This window comes from Eisenibacter elegans DSM 3317 (assembly GCF_000430505.1).
GTDB classification, from domain to species: Bacteria; Bacteroidota; Bacteroidia; order Cytophagales; family Microscillaceae; genus Eisenibacter; species Eisenibacter elegans.
In genome coordinates this window covers 55665-76163 of record NZ_AUMD01000020.1, presented here as the reverse complement: position 1 = coordinate 76163, position 20499 = coordinate 55665, and the positions used below count along the sequence as shown (strand labels likewise).

General features: G+C 48.8%; 17 protein-coding genes. 10 read left to right on the top strand and 7 right to left on the bottom strand.

Going from position 1 to position 20499, the window contains the following annotated elements; translation table 11 throughout:
* The first annotated feature begins 91 nt into the window (after positions 1-91).
* Together G499_RS21025 and G499_RS19160 are read left to right on the top strand one after the other, a co-directional pair.
* On the top strand, positions 92-2068 hold the full coding sequence (locus tag G499_RS21025) for a sensor histidine kinase (RefSeq protein ID WP_154658366.1): 1977 nt from the start codon (positions 92-94) through the stop codon (positions 2066-2068).
* Between the two features lie 356 nt (positions 2069-2424).
* Positions 2425-4029, top strand: coding sequence for an alkaline phosphatase D family protein (locus G499_RS19160; RefSeq protein ID WP_051296072.1), 1605 nt, complete (start codon positions 2425-2427; stop codon positions 4027-4029).
* 153 nt (positions 4030-4182) lie between these two features.
* On the opposite strand, the gene G499_RS0107955 is transcribed toward G499_RS19160, so the two are convergent.
* Positions 4183-5415 (bottom strand): GTP-binding protein, encoded by a 1233-nt coding sequence (locus G499_RS0107955; protein WP_051296071.1) that lies wholly within the window; start codon positions 5413-5415, stop codon positions 4183-4185.
* A 197-nt stretch (positions 5416-5612) separates the two neighbouring features.
* On the opposite strand from G499_RS0107955, the gene G499_RS0107950 reads away from it, so the two are divergent.
* The gene (locus tag G499_RS0107950; RefSeq protein WP_026999508.1) at positions 5613-6164 is read left to right on the top strand and encodes a M24 family metallopeptidase; all 552 of its coding nucleotides are present in this window, start codon (positions 5613-5615) and stop codon (positions 6162-6164) included.
* A 42-nt stretch (positions 6165-6206) separates the two neighbouring features.
* On the opposite strand, the gene G499_RS0107945 is transcribed toward G499_RS0107950, so the two are convergent.
* Together G499_RS0107945 and G499_RS21465 are read right to left on the bottom strand one after the other, a co-directional pair.
* Positions 6207-7085 carry a dienelactone hydrolase family protein gene (locus G499_RS0107945; protein ID WP_026999507.1) on the bottom strand — a complete coding sequence of 293 codons (879 nt, stop codon included), beginning with the start codon at positions 7083-7085 and terminating at the stop codon, positions 6207-6209.
* A 233-nt stretch (positions 7086-7318) separates the two neighbouring features.
* Positions 7319-7504 (bottom strand): SDR family oxidoreductase, encoded by a 186-nt coding sequence (locus tag G499_RS21465; RefSeq protein WP_081413698.1) that lies wholly within the window; start codon positions 7502-7504, stop codon positions 7319-7321.
* 63 nt (positions 7505-7567) lie between these two features.
* Between G499_RS21465 and G499_RS0107940 the strand changes: the two genes are divergently transcribed.
* From G499_RS0107940 to G499_RS21750, 3 genes are all read left to right on the top strand, one after another.
* Positions 7568-8131: a TetR/AcrR family transcriptional regulator gene (locus G499_RS0107940; RefSeq protein WP_035726927.1), complete on the top strand. Its 564-nt coding sequence runs from the start codon at positions 7568-7570 to the stop codon at positions 8129-8131.
* Between the two features lie 102 nt (positions 8132-8233).
* Positions 8234-9289, top strand: a complete 1056-nt coding sequence (locus G499_RS0107935; RefSeq protein ID WP_051296070.1) for an alkane 1-monooxygenase — start codon at positions 8234-8236, stop codon at positions 9287-9289.
* Positions 9290-9411: 122 nt separating this feature from the next.
* Positions 9412-9567, top strand: a complete 156-nt coding sequence (locus G499_RS21750) for a hypothetical protein (RefSeq protein ID WP_154658365.1) — start codon at positions 9412-9414, stop codon at positions 9565-9567.
* A 170-nt stretch (positions 9568-9737) separates the two neighbouring features.
* On the opposite strand, the gene G499_RS0107930 is transcribed toward G499_RS21750, so the two are convergent.
* Positions 9738-10496, bottom strand: a complete 759-nt coding sequence (locus G499_RS0107930) for a class I SAM-dependent DNA methyltransferase (RefSeq protein WP_026999504.1) — start codon at positions 10494-10496, stop codon at positions 9738-9740.
* A gap of 547 nt (positions 10497-11043) precedes the next feature.
* Here G499_RS0107930 and G499_RS0107925 point away from each other — a divergent pair.
* Together G499_RS0107925 and G499_RS19155 are read left to right on the top strand one after the other, a co-directional pair.
* Positions 11044-11358 (top strand): hypothetical protein, encoded by a 315-nt coding sequence (locus tag G499_RS0107925; RefSeq protein ID WP_026999503.1) that lies wholly within the window; start codon positions 11044-11046, stop codon positions 11356-11358.
* 121 nt (positions 11359-11479) lie between these two features.
* The gene (locus G499_RS19155) at positions 11480-12427 is read left to right on the top strand and encodes a lysophospholipid acyltransferase family protein (protein ID WP_051296069.1); all 948 of its coding nucleotides are present in this window, start codon (positions 11480-11482) and stop codon (positions 12425-12427) included.
* A gap of 26 nt (positions 12428-12453) precedes the next feature.
* Here the strand turns inward: G499_RS19155 and G499_RS0107915 are convergent, their stop codons facing one another.
* Positions 12454-13632 carry an ArsA family ATPase gene (locus G499_RS0107915; RefSeq protein ID WP_026999502.1) on the bottom strand — a complete coding sequence of 393 codons (1179 nt, stop codon included), beginning with the start codon at positions 13630-13632 and terminating at the stop codon, positions 12454-12456.
* 504 nt (positions 13633-14136) lie between these two features.
* Between G499_RS0107915 and G499_RS0107910 the strand changes: the two genes are divergently transcribed.
* Positions 14137-14718, top strand: coding sequence for an SMI1/KNR4 family protein (locus G499_RS0107910; RefSeq protein WP_026999501.1), 582 nt, complete (start codon positions 14137-14139; stop codon positions 14716-14718).
* A 160-nt stretch (positions 14719-14878) separates the two neighbouring features.
* On the opposite strand, the gene G499_RS21460 is transcribed toward G499_RS0107910, so the two are convergent.
* Together G499_RS21460 and G499_RS0107900 are read right to left on the bottom strand one after the other, a co-directional pair.
* Positions 14879-15007: a tetratricopeptide repeat protein gene (locus tag G499_RS21460; protein WP_281171864.1), complete on the bottom strand. Its 129-nt coding sequence runs from the start codon at positions 15005-15007 to the stop codon at positions 14879-14881.
* A 90-nt stretch (positions 15008-15097) separates the two neighbouring features.
* Complete coding sequence (locus G499_RS0107900; protein ID WP_026999500.1) at positions 15098-19273, bottom strand: DUF445 family protein; 4176 nt, start codon at positions 19271-19273, stop codon at positions 15098-15100.
* A 282-nt stretch (positions 19274-19555) separates the two neighbouring features.
* Here G499_RS0107900 and G499_RS0107895 point away from each other — a divergent pair, with 282 nt between their 5' ends.
* Positions 19556-20047 (top strand): hypothetical protein, encoded by a 492-nt coding sequence (locus G499_RS0107895; protein ID WP_026999499.1) that lies wholly within the window; start codon positions 19556-19558, stop codon positions 20045-20047.
* Positions 20048-20499 lie beyond the last annotated feature (452 nt).

Below are 20499 nucleotides of genomic sequence, written 5' to 3'. Positions count from 1 at the left end.
CTAAAGCTAAAATATTTATCTTGTGTCGTTATTAACAGTATTCAATATCACTTATAGTTTGCTAAACCATTTGTTATCACATCGTTTGCACGTGACCGTTTTCGCCCAGCTTTCGCATTGCTTATTGCTTTGTGGGCTGTTGTGTGGAGTTATTGTGAGTGCTCCTGCCGACCTCTATGCCCAAACCGCCAATAAGCCTTATTACAGTGTGTTGGTGCTCCATTCATATCATCAGGGTTATAGCTGGACAGACAGCATCAACCAAGGGCTGCGGGAGGTGTTTGATACCACAAAGTTAGAACTAGATATTCACTATGAGTACCTCTATGTGAAAACACAAACTTTTGATGCAGACTATCAAGAGCGGCTCAAAAACCTTTATGCATATAAATATGCAGATAAGCAGGTAGATGTTTTGCTGGCTGTGGATGATGCGGCACTGGCTTTTTTGGAAAAATACCGGAGCGTGCTTTTTGGTAAAGAAGTCCCGATTGTATTTTGTGGTATCAATGAGTTTCGGGTCAACTATCCACCTTTTAGTACCGGTATTGAAGAACGAGTAGATGTAGAGCAGACCCTTGAAAGCATCCATAGGCTACAGCCCGGGCTTCAGCGCCTACACATAGTCGCTCAGGACTCTGTAAATACTTGGCCTGCTGCTCGGCTGCGCCAACAGGTACAACAAATAGACGGATTTCAACCCAAACTGGTTTGGTATACGGGCGAGCTGCGTTTCCAAGATTTATGCCGTCGCCTTCGTGAAGAAGTACGCCCTACGGATGCGGTGCTATACTTGGGCTACATTGACCTTAGCCAACGAACCCGCGCCTCCCAACAATATGCCCCTGTACATAAGTTTGTACAGGCCACCATCGACTGCCCCGCGCCTATCTATACGATATGGAGCTTTTTCTTGCTGCCTCACGTAACTGGTGGGATGATTACTTCGGGGGTCAAGCACGGTCGCGAAGCAGCCAAACGCATAGTGTTGGTATTAGGAGGTGTATCTCCAGAAGACCTCCCTGTGGCTGCCAGTGCCAACACCCATCTATACAACTATCCTGTCTTGCAAAAACACCGACTCTCGGCGGCTAACTTGCCCGCCGGCAGCCAAATCCTCCTAGTACCGCCTAGTTTTTGGGTCAAACATAAAGAACTGCTATTTTTGGGCTTAGTGGTGATGGTGGTAATGGTGGGTGCGATTGTGGTGCTTTCGGTCAAAATACGCAATAAGCAACGCAAAGAACTGCTCCACAAACAGTATCTCAACGTCATCAGGCATAGCAAAAACAAGCTCCGAGAGCAAAATACCCACCTACAACACACCAACCAAGCCCTTGACAACTTTGTCTACCATATCTCCCACGATTTGCGCGCACCTCTGGCCTCGGTCTTGGGGTTGATTCATATCTGCCACCTCAGCAACAATTACGAAGAGGTCAAATATTACCTACAATTGATAGAAGAAAATGTAGAACGCTTGGATAAGTTTATTACGGATGTGCTCGACTACTCGCGAAACAGCCGTACTGAGCTAGAACAAGAGCCGATAGATTTCCAGAAGCTTTGCCAAGAATCGTGGGAACACTTGGCCTATATGATTATCGACGAGAATATAGAACTTCAAACTTCTATAGAATTGCCACAGACCTTTTTGTGCGATTATTATAGGCTAAAGATTATTTTTAACAACCTACTCAGCAATGCTATCAAATATCGCCGGACTCAAGAGGATATCAAATCGTGGGTGAGGGTGCAGGTACATTATCCTAACCCTCAACAGCTCCAAATCAAGATTACGGATAACGGGCAAGGGATTTCGGAAGAATATCTGCCCAATGTATTCAAGATGTTTTATCGTGCGGCATATAATGCGAAAGGTTCGGGACTAGGGTTGTATATCGTTCGGGAGGTAGTGGAGAAAATGCACGGAACCATTACCGTCCAATCTACCCTCGGTAAGGGGACTAGCTTTATTATATTGCTGCCCACAAAACAACCAACGCCCTCCCCTAACGAAAACACAAGCGAGGTATTGCTTCCCTCTGCATCTGAAACAAGTCCTTAAAAGCGATACCAAATTTGATTGGGTATAAATCAAATAGGCGCGTCCCTTGTTTATGGAAGCGCCTATTTGAGACATTGGGTGTCCTACAGTAACGAGCTCAAAATCCCCTCCAGCTGTTTGGCTCTCGCCTCATCAAACACCCCTTGTTTTACATACCTGATTAGCGATGTAAATAAATTTTTTTATAAAAAATAATATTTACTTGATAACTCCAAGAATCAAGTGAAAGTTGCATCGTACTAGCGTTTTTCTTTATAAAATACACGATTCGATAATAAATGCTTGATGTAGAGTTGATGTAATTTTTAGTTATTTGTTGGATAAATACCTTTTCATCTAAACGACTCATTCACAAAATGAAACGCTTTGTACACTCCTTACTTTTTTTGGTGTGCCTCTGCCCTACCCTGCTCTTGGCACAAAATCCTGTTTTTGAATATGGTGTAGCCTCAGGCGACCCTCTACACGACCGTGTCATTATCTGGACGCGTGTCAGCCCGGCTAAGGCCAATACCAAAAAAACACAGGTACGCTGGCAGATAGCTGCTGACGCAGGGATGCAAAATATCGTAAAATCTGGCAAGTATGAGGCCGTTCTGGCGCAGGACTATACTGTGAAGGTCGACGTAATCGGCCTACAGCCCGGACAAACGTACTACTACCGCTTTGAGACCGAAGGGCAACAATCGCCCGTAGGCCGCACCAAAACAGCTCCCACCAATGGCGCTAAGCACTTACGCTTTGCCGTAGTTTCGTGCAGTAACTATCAGGCAGGTTTTTTTAATGCCTATGCGCGTATAGCTGACCGCGAGGATTTGGATGCTGTCATTCACTTAGGCGATTATATCTATGAGTATGGCGAAGGAAGTTATGGTGACTCTACACTAGCGGCCAATGGTAAGCGTAGCCTTGAGCCTAAGCACGAAATTGTTTCATTGGCTGACTACCGCCAGCGCTATGCGCACTACCGCCGCGACCCCGACCTACAGCGTGTACATCAAATGCATCCCTTTATTACCGTGTGGGATGACCACGAGAGCGCCAACGACGCTTACACTGATGGCGCACAAAACCACAACGAAGGTGAAGGCTCTTGGGCACAGCGCCAAGCCCATGCGCGTCAAGTATATGCCGAATGGATGCCCATCCGTGGGGAGGCGCAAAGCATCTACCGCAAAATCAACTACGGCTCGATGGCCGATATCCTGATGCTCGACACCCGCCTCGAAGGACGTGAGGAGCAAATCAAGGATGTTACTGACCCGGCGCTCTACGCTCCCGACCGTACTATCTTGGGCAAAGACCAGCGCCAATGGTTGCTCGATGAATTGAAAAACTCTACCGCCCGCTGGAAAGTAATTGGCAATCAGGTGGTTTTTGCGGAGTTTAACGTAGGTTGGGCCGCCGCTGCCACCGGTCGTCAGCCTGAGGAGTTGGAGTCTATCTTCTTGGATATTTGGGACGGCTACCCTGCCGAGCGTGCACAAATCATCGATTTCATCCGTGAACAACAGATAGACAATGTGGTACTTATCACTGGCGATATCCACTCAGCCTATGCTTTTGATATTGCCAAGTACCCTTCGGTCTTTAGTCGCCCTAACCAAGCCCCTGACTATCAGGCCGAAAGCGGAGAAGGCGCTGTAGCTGTAGAGTTTGTAAGCCCTAGCGTTACCTCGGCTAACTTCGACGAGAACATTGGTGCGATGCAAGCCAAGATGCTCGAATACCAAATCAACAAGCCCCTGCCCAATGGCATCAACCCCAACCCACATATGAAGTTTGTGGACTTGACCCGCCACGGGTACTTTATCCTAGACCTCAGCGACGAGCGTGCTCAAGCTGATTGGTACTTTGTAGAAACTGTATTGCAACCTACTGATAAAGAGGTATTTGCTGAAGGTTGGTTTACCAACAGCGGCGAAAACCGCCTCCAAAAAGCAACCGCCCCTGCTAAATAACCGTCTATTTGATGAGCTCACGGCACTGAAGTGCTTTAAAAACTTTATGATATCGTCTGAAGTTTTTAGCATCGGTCAGTGTTGTGAAAAATCGAAAAACCCTTGCCTTAGTGTGGCAAGGGTTGCGGGGGTAAGTACTTTGGTGCTAATAGTCTACATGGTTGGCGGGAAGGGGTCGCGGAGTTTTTTACCACTCAACTGTGCTTGCCATTCGGCCTCAGTGCAGAGGCAGTCCTCAAGCTCAGCTTCGAGGTTTGGGCGGTTCAGGTCTTGACCTATAAACACCAGCTCATTGAGGCGGTCGCCATAGGCTTTGCTCCAACGGTTTTCGATTTCGGCTTGGTTTTCGATAAAGGCCGGATACATCAGTCGCTGCTCAAAAGGCATACTGGCCCACCATACACCTGCGCTTTCGGCGCGTAGGGAGCCTCCGGCCTGCGACCAACTCAGCGCCTCGTCGGGGCGAGAGCCAATCCAAAACAGGCCCTTGCTACGGATGATATTGGCTGGGAAATTTTGGGAGAGCCAAAACCAAAAGCGCTCCGGATGAAAAGGGCGCGGGCTCCGGAAGACCATCGAACTAATGCCATATTCTTCTGTTTCGGGTGTGTGCTCCTGCTGGAGTTCACGAATCCAACCGGCGCTACTCGATGCAGCCTCGAAATCAAACAAACCCGTGTTGAGTACGGTACTGAGGGGTACTTTGCCAAAATGACTCTCTACGAGCACCGCCTCTGGGTTGAGCTTGTGCAACACAGCCTTTAGCTCGCCCAGCTGCTCCGCCGACACAAGGTCAGTTTTGTTGAGAATAATCACATTGGCAAACTCCACTTGGTCGGTCAGTAGATTGACGATAGTGCGCTGGTCGGTGTTGTCGTCGTTGAGGTTGCGGCTATGAACAGTATCCATACTCCCGAAATCACGCCCAAAGTTAAGTGCATCTACCACCGTTACCATCGTATCAAGCTGTGCGTAGCGGCTGAGGTCTATGCCGTTGGCCTCATCTTGGAAGGTGAAAGTCTGCGCTACAGGCACCGGCTCGCTGATGCCCGTACTCTCGATGAGCAGGTAATCAAAGCGCTGCTCCTTGGCAAGGCGTTCCACTTCTACCATCAGGTCTTCGCGCAGGGTACAACAGATACACCCGTTGGACATCTCGACGAGCTTCTCTTCGGTGCGGCTGAGGGTATGTTGCTGCTTGACCAGCTGCGCATCGATATTGACCTCACTCATATCATTAACAATCACGGCCACGCGCAGCCCCTCTTTGTTGTGCAGTATGTGGTTGAGCAAGGTCGTTTTGCCCGCACCCAGAAATCCACTCAAAACCGTAACAGGTAACTTCCCCTGTGTTTTTCTCTTTACTAGTGTTTGGCTATTTTCCATAAGATTTATCATACAACATTGCTGCAAGTACTAAGAAACAAATATCGTCGATTTTTTCTAATTTGCAATGATGTTGCAAAAATAAGCTAAAATAAACAAACTACTCCCCCCGATGCATAGGCTTGCAGAATAGCGTGATGTTGAGTATCTTATGAAAAACTGCGATATATTCTACAAAAACACATAACCCAGCATTTATGTCTATCAACAAAGAGTCCGAGTTAGTCGGGATGAAGGCCGTAAGCGATGTAGTGGCTTACACCCTAAAAGAGATGAAAAACTACGCCCGCCCGGGAATGAGTACCAAGCAACTAGACGATTTTGGTGCGGGGATTTTGAAGGATTTCGGCGCTCATTCGGCACCATTCAAGACTTATCAGTTTCCGGGTTGGACTTGTATCAGCGTTGGGCAGGAGTTTTGCCACGGCATCCCCTCGGCGCGTCGGGTACTCCAAGAAGGCGACCTTATCAATATCGATGTGTCTGCTGAGCTCAATGGCTTCTGGTCTGACAACGGCGCGTCGTTTGTCCTTGGTCAAGACCGCCGCAACCGCCAGCAATTTAAGAAAAACGCAGTGGTGGCCATCGAAACCTTCATCGCTACCGACTCCAACTATGCCGTAGTGCTCAACGACGGCTGGACGATGGTCGGCAACAAGGGTGGCTATATGGCTCAACACGAGCATACCATCGTCGTTACGGATGGGCAGCCCATCATCCTCACCGACAAAAACGAGATTTGGGCTTAACGAAGCCTTCGTACAGCAGGCAAAGGCTTCGTAGCAAATACCTTATTTTACAAATTTCTTGAGCAGGGCGATGCTCTTGTTGAAAGCATCATCAGCGTCGTCTTTCTTGTACTTGGGGTTGCTGGGGTTAGCAAAAGCATGGTCGGCATCATACATATATATGTTGGCGGGTTTTTTGAGGGCTTTGAGACTTTGCTCAAACTCGGTTACTACTTTTTGGGTAATCCAACCGTCTTTTTTGGCAAAAATCCCGAGCACCTCGCCTTTGAGCGGCGCCAGCTGGGTCTGGTCGCTAATAGGCATCCCGTAATAAATGATGCAGGCCACGCTTTGGGCTTGTGCGGCGAGTGAAGCATTGAGCGAAAGCCCTCCGCCAAAGCACCAACCTACAGTAGCAATGCGGGCTTTGCTGCCGGCCAATCCCAGCGCTCCCTGAATGATGGCTTGCAGGCGCTCGGGCTTGGCATTTTGCATATAACTGCCTGCATCTTGGGCATTGGTGGCGATGAGGCCGTCATACATATCAATGGCCAAAACATTGACCTTACCCCCTAGGGCTTGGTAGTACTTCTCAGCCTCTTGGCGGATGTGTTCGTTGAGCCCCCACCATTCGTGGAAAACCAACAAGTAATAATCTGTTTCTTCCTTGGCTTTGATTTGGAAAGCGCCGGCTTCTTGTCCGTCGGGCGTGGCAAATCGGATATCTTCGCCACCGGCTTGACTTATAAAAACAAGCGGCTCAGGGTCAAGATGTTGTGCTACAAAATCAGCATCATCCACAAAAGCGGCAAAGGCAGTCTGGTTGGCCATAGCGCAGCAAAGACGGCCTTCGATGGCATCTATCGGGCTCTGAGTAAGAGGCTTAGAGCTGCCGCAGGCCATCAAAAACACACAGACGAACAGCGTAAGGTATTGTTTCATTGTGATGGGGTTTGGGTTTGAGTAATTTGATGTTATAACAAGTAAAACAAAAAAAGAACCCCAAGGGTTTGAAATAAGGCCGCCAATCTGCATTCGTGGCCAAAAAAGGAAACAAATCTATTGGGTTTTGAGCGCAGCTAGGCACACGTGGATGATGTCATCCACCATTTTTTGGTCAGTATCAAACTTGACTGTAACACGCAAACCATTTGATGCATTAAAAATAAACCTCGCTAGTGATATAGCCGAATGCTTGGTAGTAAAACCCCTGCTTCTTGCCCTCGTTTGACGGTATTGACCTTGATTTTTCTGCCGGCCAACTCAACTGCGACAGTTTTGCTATACGCGGTGAGCGCTGCTTTGCTTGCAGAATAAATACCTGTTCCTTGGGTAAATGAATACGTACTGACAGAAGTCAATTCGTATAAACCTTTGTCTCAAGGCTGTTGTTTGTTATCTTGTGATGTCAAAGTCTACTGCCAATGTCTCCCACTACTCCCCCACCCGACTCCCAGCTTGTCTGGCTACAGGCTGCTTATCAGTGCTTTGCCGCCGAAGGCCCTGCGGGGCTGAAGGTAGAGCGCCTAGCCAAGTTGGCAGCCAAGAGTAAGTCTTCGTTTTATCACCATTTTGTAGATACAGAAGTGTTCTTGGAAGCGCTACTGGACTACCACTTGGTGCAAGCCCGGCGGATAGCGATAGAGGCGGCGGCCTGTCAGCGGATGGTGCCGGATGTGGTGGAGATGCTCCTCAGAGCGCGGACGGACATCCTCTTCAACCGACAACTGCGCGTGCATCGCTCAGTGGAGGCCTTCAGGCGGTGTTTCCAAACGGCACACGAGCCTATCGAGGAGGGTTTTCTGGCCGTCTGGGCTCAGGCCTTGGGCTTGGCCGAAAGACCCGCCCTCGCTCGGATGATGCTCAACCTGACAGTCGAAAATTTTTACCTTCGCATCACCCCCGAAAATCTTTGCCAAGAATGGCTTCTAGAGTATTTGGGGGAGATACAGGTGATGGTGCGTGGCCTAACCGGAGGGAATGGATAAATGCCCCTTCGGCAACATAGCCACAGGCAGCGCAAACTTGTACGCTACCGTCCATAGATTGTACAAAAACTTGTGTAGCTTGCTTCCGAACACTAAGCTCTTATGACTATGACCTTACACGCACTCAAGTATTTGGGCGTATATGTTACGCCAAGCATTGTGGCTTTTTCGTTGTTGGCGCAAGGCTATTGGACTTACAGCGCTATGGTGCTGATTTTTGGCATTATCCCGCTATTAGAATTATTGATGCGCCCCTCTACTCAAAACCTCAGCCCTGAGGAAGAAGAGGCTGCCAAGAAAAATCCTGTATACGATTATATCCTCTACAGTCTGCTGCCGATACAGTACATATTGTTGGGCTTGTTTTTGGTGCGGGTACAACAAGAGGGGCTGCCGGGCTATGTGTATGGGGGCTGGATTACGGCTTTTGGCCTTTCGTGTGGAGTGCTGGGTATCAACGCTGCCCACGAGCTAGGCCACCGGCATACGCGCTACGAGCAATGGATGAGCAAAATGCTGTTGCTGAGCAGCTTATATATGCACTTCTTTATAGAGCACAACCGAGGCCACCACCGCCATGTAGCTACTGACGAAGACCCCGCCTCTGCCCGCCGTGGGGAAACGGTCTATGCTTTTTATTTGCGTTCGGTGTGGGGTAGCTGGCTATCGGCCTGGCGGCTCGAAGCAGAACGACTCCAAAAGGCCGGCCTCTCACGCTTTAGCTGGCACAACGAAATGCTGCGCTTTCAGGCATATCAAGTCGGTTTGTTGTTAGGGATTGGCCTACTGTTTGGTCTGTGGCCGCTGGCTTGCTTTGTGATGGCCGCAACGATGGGATTCCTATTGCTCGAAACCGTCAACTACATAGAACACTATGGCCTACGACGCAGCCGCAAAGGCGCACGCTACGAGCGGCCGCTGCCCGTCCACTCTTGGAACTCCAACCACCCCGTTGGGAGGCTGCTACTGCTCGAACTATCGCGCCACTCTGACCATCACTATATTGCCAGCCGCAAGTACCAGCTCTTACGCCACTTTGACCATAGCCCTCAAATGCCGACAGGCTACCCCGGAATGATGCTGCTGGCCTTTGTCCCTCCTCTTTGGTTTTGGCTGATGCATAAGCGTATTGAGCAAATCCAATTTAAGATGAATTGATGTTATTTTGAAATATTTTTCAGAAATAACAAATGGTAACCCCTTTCCCCTTTAAAGCCGAACTACATAACAAAAGATAACTAATTGATAATAAGATATTTAATACAAATGATACCACCTAAATGGTTACAAAACTGTCTTTCGACACCCAAAGTATCAACCCTGACTATCAGTTCTACTTTCAGAACCCTGACGAAGACTCCGTCATATTTAAAATAAGAGACACCTACCGCATAGCAACACTAAGAGAAGACAGCCCCAAGGCCACCGGGGGCTGATAGGCCTGGCTCTGCTCACCGATCAGATAGACCAACTCTGCGCCGACTTACGCAGCCAGGGCATCACCATCACAGGTTCGGTGCCTCTTAGTTTCCGCTGGTTTTTGGGAAACCTACACACTGAAAAATCCTTCAGAGTAAAGCACTAAGACAGTGGGCTGGAGGAATCGTCAGAGGCGCTGTACCTTAATGTTACTGTTTTTCCTCCCTACAAAAGCAATATAATGAAGTGGCTTACCCAACATATCATACCGATGAACATAGCGGTGTTGGTGGTATACCTCAAAAGCCTCATCACTCAACCAAGAGATAGCCTCTCGATAGCCGCTATTATCGTCAGTTTGTAAGAATTTATCTCGGATATTGAAGGCAAACCAGCCTCCATCAGAAACCAAGTTAAACGCATTGATAAGGGCTTCTGGGGGGATATCATCAAAGCCCAACGCTGCTACAGTTACGAGGGCATTGAATTTATAGTCTTGTAACAATCTCTCCAACTCCATCGATGGACTGGCAAGATTACATACCTGATAATCATGATACACTTCTGGGCGCTCCCGCATTTGAGCTGCTTTGGCCTCCGGCAAAATATCCACCCCTACTAGGAGTTCGGGGTTGAGCCTTTCTTTGAGTGCCTTACCCACCAGTCCGTTGCCAGCACCAAAATCTAAAATCCGAAGTTCATATGGTCTTGCCTGATGTTTTATCAAAGTTTCGGCCAACATACTGGTCAAAACCTCTGGTGATTGGCACTTGAGCCTGCCGTGGAAAAGCTGCTCATAAAGTCCGGGTATATCATAAATCTGATCATAATCGTGAAAACGGATGCGGCGCTGGCCACCATCCGTTTGTAAGTAAAACCACTCTTCATCTTGCTCAAGGCTCGCATCGGCTTCAGGAAACTCAATCTGGTATAGTTGTTTGTTCATAGATAAATTTGACGGTTTGGTTAAAAATTGTAAACATAAAAATAATTACTAGTTATTTAAATACAAACCTAGCACTAGTTTTGTTGTCAAAAAATCGAAATACATTATTTTTGTTAAACAATCAGATTATCCAATTGTACTATCACAAGGGCATAACAGATAAATCTACCACAGCCTTGGTTCATCAGGATAAACTAAAATCCCTTTGGCTACAGGGCTATCAGAGGGCTTCTCTGAATATAAGCCGGAGACCTTGCTGCCTCAGCCAAGTCGCTAGTATTTAACTGATGTTATAAATAACAGGCTTGCGGACGCCACTGAACATTTTTTAAACCCCACAGTTAAAACAGTGGGCTAAATCTTATTTTGACCCTAGTGAGGTCTCAGCTTAAGTTCGGAGCTGAAGCTCCGAACTACTTTTGATTAGAAATCCTCGATTTGACCCTTACAGATGTACTGTTTATCGAAAAAGACCAACACTTTTACTGCATTTACGTTATCAACTTAAAAATACACTGAAAAAATCAGAATTAAACAGCGTTGCACAATGCAAGACCTTGGCCTACAATTCCTCAAAGCACTCTACGATGCCGCTACCCATGTACGCGCCGATGCTCCTACTTCGGTGCGCTTTCACGTACCCCGCAACACCGCTGAGGCAGGTCCCAACAGCGGTTGGCTGCTCAAAGGCATTAATGTATATAAGATAGGTGAACACCTCGGCCTAGATCCTCCCAAAGTAGACAGCCTCGTGGCTTACTACGCACACGAAGATGTAGACTGCCTACGGACTTTATTTAACCACCGCTTTTTTTTCTTGACTAGCAAGGCCGTATCACAAATACAACAGACTACGGTATAATTATCGGGCTTTGTACCACACCACTATACTCGACAGGACAACACAAACACCTGCCGAGTATTTTTTTGTGTACCTTTGGGGCGCCGCTTTGGGTTTTTTCGTACTTTATTTTTGACAAGGTATGTTGCTACATCGACTGACTTACTGGGCTTTACTGCCTTTTTTGTACCTAATGGCGGCTCTGCCGCTGTGGCTTATCTACGCCCTCTCCGACTTGCTCTTCGTCTTGGTATATCGGCTCTTGGGCTATCGCCGCAAGGTAGTCCGCCAAAATCTCGCTCGGGTATTCCCCCAAAAAACCGTTGCCGAACGACGTGGTATCGAGCGGCGGTTTTATGCATACTTCATCGATATGCTGCTCGAAAGCCTCAAGATGCACGGGATGAGTCCTGCCCAAATCCTAGAGCGTTGCCAAGTACTCACACCCGAAGTACCCGATGGTTTCTTTGATAATGGGCAGTCTATCATCATCGTTACCGGGCATTATGGCAACACCGAATGGGCCGGTGCCGCGATGAGCCTTTCGGTCAAACATCCGCTCTATCTTACTTATGCGCCCTTTCGCAATCCCTACCTCGACGCTTGGCTGCGCCGCTCGCGGGAGCGCTTCGGCTCGCAGATGGTTCCGATAGATGAGGTCTTGCGGACACTAGTTAAGCACAAGCAGGAGCAACGCTGCACTGCGATGATTTTTTCTGCCGACCAAATGCCCCACCCCGAAAAGGTATACTGGATGCCCTTTTTAGGACAAGAAACAGCGGTATACTGGGGTGTGGAGAAAATTGCACGCAAATTTGACCAACCTGTCGTCTTTGGTTATGCACGCCGTGTGGGCAGAGGACGCTACGAGATTAGGATGGAGGTAGCCTGTGCTCATTCTGCTCAAGTGCCCACCGGCTATATTACCGAAGCGCATACACGCGCCCTCGAACAACAAATCTTACACTACCCCGATACTTGGTACTGGACACACAAACGCTGGAAGCACCACGCCCACCAACAAGCCTACAAGGCTTACTTCTACCAACATGTATGCCCACAAAACAAACCACCGCAAGAGGTAGCGTAGCCGATGTTGGCTTAGTGCCTAGTACTTCAGGCCTCCTCTGCGCGTGGCTCAAAATAAACCAACAAGCCTTCAGGGCTTAATCGGTGGTTTTGGAGTTGGTAATAGGCCAAAAACTGCGGCAAGAAAAGGTGGCGGCGACGGCTGCCTAGGTGTATCGTCAGCTCGTTGCCCTTGGCTTGGAGGCTGATAGGCGTTTGGGGGTCAAGAAAAGGAATTTTGAGCCTCAGCAGATAGCCTTTGCCCTCGGGCGCAATGTGCATAGGCTGCTCTTGGTGAAAAACCTTGGTAGGATCTTGGCCTTGGTAGAGCATATCGGCCATTTGGGTGAGGGTGTCGAGGCCAAACACCTCTTGCCCTTGGTGATAGCTTTTGAACAAGGGCAAGGGCGCAAAGTCTTCAGCTATCTGCTTTAGGTAGCCCTCTTGTTGCTCTAGGTATTGGTCAAAAAAAGCCCCGTAGGCGGCATCGGGCGGGAGAATCCGGTTGACAAAGGCCGCATCGACGGCGTAGCCGTGTAGTTGGAGATAGGTGTAAGCACGTTTGGCCTCTTGGATGACCATCCGCTCGGGATTCATGACCAAGCGCATGGAAGTTACCTCCGGGCGGGCAAAAATCTGTTGTACTATTTCGAGTTTGGCAAAGAGGGAATCGAGCTCTTCGTAGCCCTTGTCAAGTGGGATGCCCGTAACGCCGCGTACCACCCCACCGACAGCCTTGATAGCCGCCTTCTGAAAAGGAAACATCTGTGTGGTCCACCACTTGCTGACCTGTGGCAGGCTGAGCAAGGTCAGGGTTTCGCCTGTGGGGGCGCTATCGATGACAATCACATCAAAAACCTCTAGGCTGTGATATTGTTCTATCCAGAGGAAGGCCGAAGCCTCTTCCATTCCGGGCAAGGCCGACAACTCCTCGGCCAAGGTATGTTGTAGCCCCTGCGACCGAAACAAGACAAGGAGCATCTGCCGGAGTTGCTCCCAATGCTTTTTCATAGAATAGTATACATCCAGCTCTTGGCCAAAGAGCTTAGGCAACACAGGGGTGGGCTCGGGGCCTAGGGCTATATTGAGTGAGTCGGAGAGGCTGTGTGCCGGGTCAGTAGAGATGATGAGGGTCTTGTAGCCCAAGGCAGCGCAGCGCAAAGCCGTAGCCGCCGCCAAGGTGGTTTTGCCTACTCCTCCCTTACCGGTAAACAATAATATCCGCATATAAACTGGGTTTGTAGCTAACTATTTAGGTGGTATGATTTGCTATAAGCCTCTTATTATCAATAGGTTAACTTTTGTTATATAGTTTGGCTTTAAATAAGCTTATTTTATAAGCAACTAATTATCAAGCAGTTGAGTTTTGACTAAATTCCTAGGTATGAAACCCATCCTCTTGCAAGTATTTAATAATCAAGTATTTGAACCTCCTAAATAGTTAGGTTTGTAGAATGAGATGCTTCAACAGTTAAAGATAAGGCTTTTGTCGTATACCCAACCAAAATCGGCTTGGGAAATGTAGGTGCTAAAAGTCTTTGAGAACCAAATAAACCCTCAAACCAAGTGAATCTCGGTACAAAACCCACCAGCCTACAAGGCTAGGCTACATATCAGTGTTACACTAAAAATCTTATAGAAATGTGTATCTTGGCCATAAAATAGCAGAGGGCAGCTTGCCTTGCTATTGTGTTGACATCGTTTTCCCTCCAAACAGAAACCACACATAAGATGAAAAGCATCTGGGAATCTATCAAATCAAATTTGGCCAAAATAGCGCCCGAACTACTCAAGGCCTTGCATCAAGGTGTTACAGACACAGAAGTAGCTAGTCTTCAAGCCCTTATCAAGGCAGAGCTACCCCGCGATTTTATTGATTTTTACAAAATCCATAACGGGCAGTCTGATGAGGCTGCCGGACTGATAGACTGCGAAGAGTTGCTCTCTTTTGAGCGCATCGCTGATGAGTGGTTGGTATGGAAGTCGCTGCTCGACAGTAAAACTTTTGAAGACAGTCAAGGGCCTCATATCTCCAATCCTGATAGGGGCATCAAAAACGACTGGTGGAATCCCCTCTGGATACCCATCACGTATGATGGTAGCGGCAATCATTATTGTCTCGACCTCGACCCTACCGAAGAGGGTGTTTATGGGCAGATTATCAGAATGTGGCACGATGACACCGAGCGCTCCCTGATTGCTTACTCCTTCAAGGAATGGGTGACTGCTTACAGCCAAAAGCTCTCCAGCGGAGAACTGGTATACTCAGAAGATTATTTTGGCATCATCAGTAGGGATGAGCTAGGAGAATAAGCTCCTGTTTCAGGCCACTAGGCATTTGCCCAATCCTGGCGGTGTCGTATTCTCTCATAACAGCACTGATATACCCTACCTGTCCAAATACGGTCATCCTGAGGGTTATAACGAATCGACTGCCTATAGCATTGAATGCTGGCGAATATTGTTCTTGCCGCTAGTATGTGAGTCCTAAATAATACCAAGCCTCATAAGCTTCATCAGGACTACAGGCTATGACTTGGTTGTAGGCTTCGATGGCTTGGTCATACGCTTCCATACTGACATACACATTGCCCAAGCACACCCAAGATTCATAGTATCTGTCTTTGTCATCTACGGCTCCTTGTCGAGAGTGCCAAGCGTGTAGCCATACAGCGTGAGCTATCTCTCAGTTTCACAGAACATACTGCCTCAGAACCCAAAGCAAAAGCACATCGATTGCAAGACCAAAGATAGCGCCAAAGCCAAAGCCATAATTGATAAGGTACACAAAATACTTGCCCGCAAAGGCATCGAAGAGGTCTTCGAGCGCTTGGGGCTCCATATGGCTGATTTGTGTAACGACAACCTCCTTGAATTCTAAGGCCTTAATCAAAGACATCAGGCGTAGGCTCAGGGTTTGTAGGGCGGCTTGGAGCAAGAGTTCTAACACAAAATCCTTGGTTTGGGGAGCCAAATTGGGCAGCAGCTCGGCCAACAGCTGTTCGATTGTGGTTTGAAGCTGTGTTTGAAGCTCGGCGCTAAACTCTGGCTGGTCGAGCAGGGTCTGTGTCAATGTTTGCAGGCGCTGCTCCCATACCTCATCAGACAGCCAATGGTTGAGCGGCTTGGCTTCTAGCCCGGCCAGCAAGTGCTGTATCAAACCCATTAGTGGCGTTTGTTGGGGTGTATTTTCGGGCAGTGCTAGCGTCAGGATGTTTTGCGTCAGTTGGGCAGCGGCGGCCTCCGATAGGGGCAACAGGCTCGCCAAGGATCTTGAGTACCAGTGTTGCTCCAGATAATGCGTCAATAGTTGGGCAGCCGGTTGGGCTAGCGCCTGCGCGGTTGTTGGAGCTGCGACTTGCTGTTGTACTTGGGCTTGCAATCGACTGATTTCCAGCGTTAGGAGCTGTTTCAAATGCCCCTCCATCAGCTCAACATCTAGCTTGAGTAGCTGCGCCGGGTTGAGGGTAAATATCCGCTCTTCTATCAGCAGCCGGCAAAGCTGCTCTAGCCGCGTCAATAAGGAAGGATCTTCTAAAAAACGGATAATTTTGCCCTGCACTACTTGTGGGTTCAGGGCTAGCAGATTGCCTTCGGCCAAGGGTTTTTGGGCGATGACCTGTACCTCTTGCTTGATAATTTCTTTCAGTTTGGCTTTCTCACGTTCCAAAAAATCTGGCAGATGGATATCTATCAGGTTATTGGTGGCCTTTTCGATGCTCGACTTGAAGCCATAGGCTGCTTTAGAGTTTTCGTAAGCCTCTTCGTAGGCACGTGTGGCGATAGATTTTTTCTGGCTCTGCATCACCTCCAAGCTCCACTGTTTGGCCCATTCGAGGATGCGGTCTATGTTGCGGTCAACCCCTCTGAGTAATGCTCCATCAAATAGCTCGCCCAACTTACGGTCGGGATGGGCTTCATTATTGAGCCATCGCTCCAGCAGTTGCTCTATATACTGCTGTGTTTTAGTACTTTGCAGCCATTTTTTAAGTATTTCAAAAGTCTGTTGTTTTACGATTTCGTGTTTTTCGGCGGCTATCAGTCCCCCGATAGGTTGGTTGAGCGTTTGGAGGAGTTTTTCGGCTACTAACCCCCACTCAACCTGTTCGGGTAGCCATTGGGGGTGTAGCCAATCAGTGCCGAGCCCTTCGAGCTGTTGTTGGATACGCGCTGCGGGCTGGGCTTGGAGTTGTTGTTGGAGTGTTGTGGGCAGGCGCTGGTCTATGGTTGTGGTTTCTTGCCAGTAGCGCTGCAATTGTCGTACCGCCCCCTCTTGTAAGCGGCTGGTGATTGTTGGCTGTTGGAGTGTTTGGCAAAGCTGCGCGCTGTGTTGCTGGAGCGAATACCACTCCTGCAATGGGCTTTGCAGGCGCTTTTTGGCTGTTTCTGGCAATTTTCTGAGCCATTGTGCAGCCTCTTGCTTTAGGCTTTTGGTCAGCGCATTGGCTCCTTGGGCGGCTAGCGTGCTTCGATGCGTATTGAGCAATTGTTGGAGTGCGTGGTAGTCGTCTTGAGCAATTCCTTTTTGCAGGCCTTGAGCAAGGGTATCACGTTGGCTATTAAAGCGTTGGGTAAGGTTTTCCTTATCCAGCAGTCGCTCTCCGATAAAGCGGCCCATACTGGCCGAAAACCGTGGGCGGTTGGCCGGCACTACTCCCGGTGTAAACGGAATGCGGCTACGTTTGTACCGAGGCAGCAAATACCATGCTTTATATGGTCTAAACAACATCTTGATTGCCAGCCAGTTAGTTCCCCATCCTGTAATACCATAAGCAAGCACTGCAATCAACACTCCCCAGCCCCATGTCTGCATTTCGGGTAGGCTAAGCAGTATCACCCCTGTGCCTATTCCCAGCAGGCCCCCAAAAAGGCTTAGGGGCTTCAGCTCTTTGCCCAGCGCATCCTTGACCATACCGAGCAGGCGCGAATCTGGCAGCTTGTTCAGCTCCGTAAAGACTAAATTGCGGATAGGCTCAAAGCGCTCAAAAATCCCTGGCAAGGCTTGTGAGAGTCGCTCTTGGAGCGTTTGAGCAGCGACGGGCGCTAGGCGTTCGGCAGTCAGGCCTTGTTGTGCCATCTTGGGCAGGTCGGTTTGTGAGGTCTGTGTTTCGAGCCATTGGCGCAGCGCCTCCATCCATTGGAGGCTTTGCGCCTGAAACTCCTCCCCGTCTGTGGCTATCAAGCTTCCTAGCGAAAGCTCTGCCAGCTGAGGTTGGAGTACCTCGGACAGTTGGAGCGCCCACGTCTGTTGTTGTGTTTGGAGGGCGTCTAGCAACAGCGTACGCAACTGTATCGCCCACTCTTTGGGCTGCGCCGTAGCTCCCAGCCACGTACTAGGCGGTTGGGCGAACCATTGTTCCAAGGCTGTTTGTAGCTTGGGCGTGAGCCAAGCTGCGGCCTTGGGTGTAAATAACCAGCGCTCTGTGAGGGTGTGGTAGAGCAGCCCGGGGAGACGGTGTTGTATTTGTCGAAGCACCCAAGCCTCCGGAATCCAGCGGTGTAGGGGGGTACGCAAGATTTGCTCCAAGCGTTGCGCAAAAGACTCACTTTCAATACCTTGAGCCAAAAACCGGACAATCGCCGGCGTAAGCGTCGGCACTAGGGTATCTTGGGCGCTGGCTGCTAGGTCTTTGATGCGTTTCTGCGTCAGCAATTCTATAATCTGCGCGCTTAGGTTTTCGATAGTCGCTTTGGGGTCTTCTTCGAGTTTTTCGAGCGCTTTGATGATACGCTTGTCTAGGCCTACCTTTTGGGCTACATCACCCACAAACACCCGTACGAGGCTACGGCCTACCCAGCTCAGTTCTTTGTCGAAGGCTTGGTTGACCATCAGGTCGATATCGCGCTTTTTGGACTGTACCCAGAGCAGGGCCGCCTTGACCAAGGCTGGTAGTTGGGTAGCCAAAAAGGTCTCAAAAGAAATCTTGAACTGAGGAGCCAATAGCTCGGCTACACTCATCTCTTCGCGCTCTAGGCGTTCGAGCACTATTTTGAGCAGCAGCCCTACTACCTGTTGCCCACTTTCTTCTTCGAGTAGTTGCCTCAAGTACTGTTGGAGTTGGCTTGGCAGTTGGGCGGCGCTGGCTTCCGGCATCAGCTCATAAAAGCTATTGCTGAGAAGGTTTTGGGTAGTTTTTTGGAGCTGTTCGGGGGGCAAAAGTTGCTCCCAAGCTGTATCAAAAAATGCTCGCAGAGGCACTTCATACTGGTGGCGCAAGAGCTCTGGCAAGCCGGCGAGTTCTGTCTTTAGGAGTTGGGCTAGGTGTGTGCTCCACTCTTGGGGCAAGGTCTGTGCTAGAGGTTGTGCCAATAGGCGCTCTAGTAAGTCAGCGAGGTAGTCATCGAGTGGCTTCGGCTGTTGGTTTAGTTGTTGGGCAATGGTTTGGAGTAATTGCTCCAACAAGTGCCCTTGTGTATCTTCTGACAGAATATCGGACAGGCGCAGTGTGTTGCTGCCCTTATGCAATACCCGACCAAGGCTTTGAGCAAGTACAGGGCTTAGATGTTCCCATAGGCGCTCCAAGCTTTGGGCAAACCCCGGCACTTCTGCCAGTGTAGGGGGCAATTTGGCCGGTAATACTTCTTCAAAAAGCACCCGCATTATGTCCTCCAGCACAGGCCTCATCTCCTCGCTGCGCAAGCGCTCGGCCAGGGCCTCTGCACTCAAGACCTTCTCCTCTACTAGTGCTGATACCTTGTCTTCAAACTGCTGCCGCTCCTTGATTACCACCCCGCCCAAGCCCGCCGTTTTGCCGTCGGGCAAGCGCACTTTGAAATACTCCTTAAAAAGCATCTGAATAGCCAAAGCATTGGTGCCATAACCGACAACCCCTCCGGCTAGTATTTTGAGCAAGGCATTGATAAGCATACAAATCGTTGATAAACAGCACTATTGGGCGCAAACACAGCACCCAACGGAGGGCAAAAGGTGTTACTAAAACCCTAAAGGTAAGTCTCCAAAAAGACGAAAGTACGCTTTATCGTCCAAAATTTCAAACTTTGGCTCAAGAAGCCCAAACACACACTCAGGACACTAACCCATCTCTATCTGAAAGCCAATCACCAACGTATCATCGATTTGTGTTTCGAAAATATCCAGTGGCTTGATTTTAACGTATATACCTCAGTGTACTCCCAAAATTCCCATACTATGTTGGCAACATCGTTTTTTCTCGACATATTCAACGGATTACGCACTCGGGGCAATCTAATCGAAAAGTTTCTGTTGTTGCTTTTTGGCTTGGCGCTGCTGAGCTTTTACTTGGTTATTTTTGTCCTAAGTACGCTATGTTATATCGCCTTTGGTTGGGCATACTGGCTGGTAGCGCTGCTGTTTTTGGGCTTTCACACAGAGGATGTGCAGGGCGAAGGCCCTTGGCCTTGGGTACACAAATGGGCTGCAATGGTATTTTTGCTGTATGTACCCCTGAGTATGATTATGGTGCTGGGCTTTGGCACTCGGGCAAAAACTGCTTTTGTCTTTTGGCAACTGCTCAGCGAAGGCAACTGGCAAGCCCTAATCTGGACAATGCCCCTCACCACCCTACAAGCCCTGTCTTGGTTTCCGTTGTATTTTTGGGCTATGAAAGACTACCTACACACCCGAAAACTAGAGCAGGCAGGTCAAGGCGCTGATAATTGATTGTTACGATATCAAAAACCAAAAAAATGGACTACATTGAAGCCCCTCTAACAAGCCCGTTCCAACAGCATAGGAAAAAAAAGACAAGATAAAGCATAGCCCAAAAGACGGGCAGCGGTAGAAAATGAAGTCATCATTGGCCTGAGGGTTTATGTTTGATATCCTGATGACAAAACTACAAGATGCCTATCCCTCATCCATTGATTTTGGTTAAGAAACGCCAAAGACCATAGGACACAGGCAGAAACAAACACAATTCGTGAATCCGTGGCCTAATACCAAACATACAACACAGGCAGCGGCGGAGTTTCCGGAAAGGCCACACACCTACTTCTTTTTGTATTGCAATAGCATTACACATACAACGTATATGCATAAATTTTCCTAGAAAATCCTGCGTCCTTTCAAACAATCTAGCGTCTACTTACTAAAAACACCCCGAGAGGCGGTAT

Coding starts and splice junctions, on each gene's coding strand:
- G499_RS0107940 (WP_035726927.1), top strand. CDS start 7,568: ATGTCTCCCACTACTCCCCCACCCGACTCCCAGCTTGTCTGGCTACAG.
- G499_RS0107950 (WP_026999508.1), top strand. CDS start 5,613: ATGTCTATCAACAAAGAGTCCGAGTTAGTCGGGATGAAGGCCGTAAGC.
- G499_RS21750 (WP_154658365.1), top strand. CDS start 9,412: ATGGTTACAAAACTGTCTTTCGACACCCAAAGTATCAACCCTGACTAT.
- G499_RS0107935 (WP_051296070.1), top strand. CDS start 8,234: ATGACTATGACCTTACACGCACTCAAGTATTTGGGCGTATATGTTACG.
- G499_RS0107910 (WP_026999501.1), top strand. CDS start 14,137: ATGAAAAGCATCTGGGAATCTATCAAATCAAATTTGGCCAAAATAGCG.
- G499_RS0107915 (WP_026999502.1), bottom strand. CDS start 13,632: ATGCGGATATTATTGTTTACCGGTAAGGGAGGAGTAGGCAAAACCACC.
- G499_RS0107900 (WP_026999500.1), bottom strand. CDS start 19,273: ATGCTTATCAATGCCTTGCTCAAAATACTAGCCGGAGGGGTTGTCGGT.
- G499_RS0107895 (WP_026999499.1), top strand. CDS start 19,556: ATGTTGGCAACATCGTTTTTTCTCGACATATTCAACGGATTACGCACT.
- G499_RS19155 (WP_051296069.1), top strand. CDS start 11,480: ATGTTGCTACATCGACTGACTTACTGGGCTTTACTGCCTTTTTTGTAC.
- G499_RS19160 (WP_051296072.1), top strand. CDS start 2,425: ATGAAACGCTTTGTACACTCCTTACTTTTTTTGGTGTGCCTCTGCCCT.
- G499_RS0107955 (WP_051296071.1), bottom strand. CDS start 5,415: ATGGAAAATAGCCAAACACTAGTAAAGAGAAAAACACAGGGGAAGTTA.
- G499_RS0107945 (WP_026999507.1), bottom strand. CDS start 7,085: ATGAAACAATACCTTACGCTGTTCGTCTGTGTGTTTTTGATGGCCTGC.
- G499_RS0107925 (WP_026999503.1), top strand. CDS start 11,044: ATGCAAGACCTTGGCCTACAATTCCTCAAAGCACTCTACGATGCCGCT.
- G499_RS0107930 (WP_026999504.1), bottom strand. CDS start 10,496: ATGAACAAACAACTATACCAGATTGAGTTTCCTGAAGCCGATGCGAGC.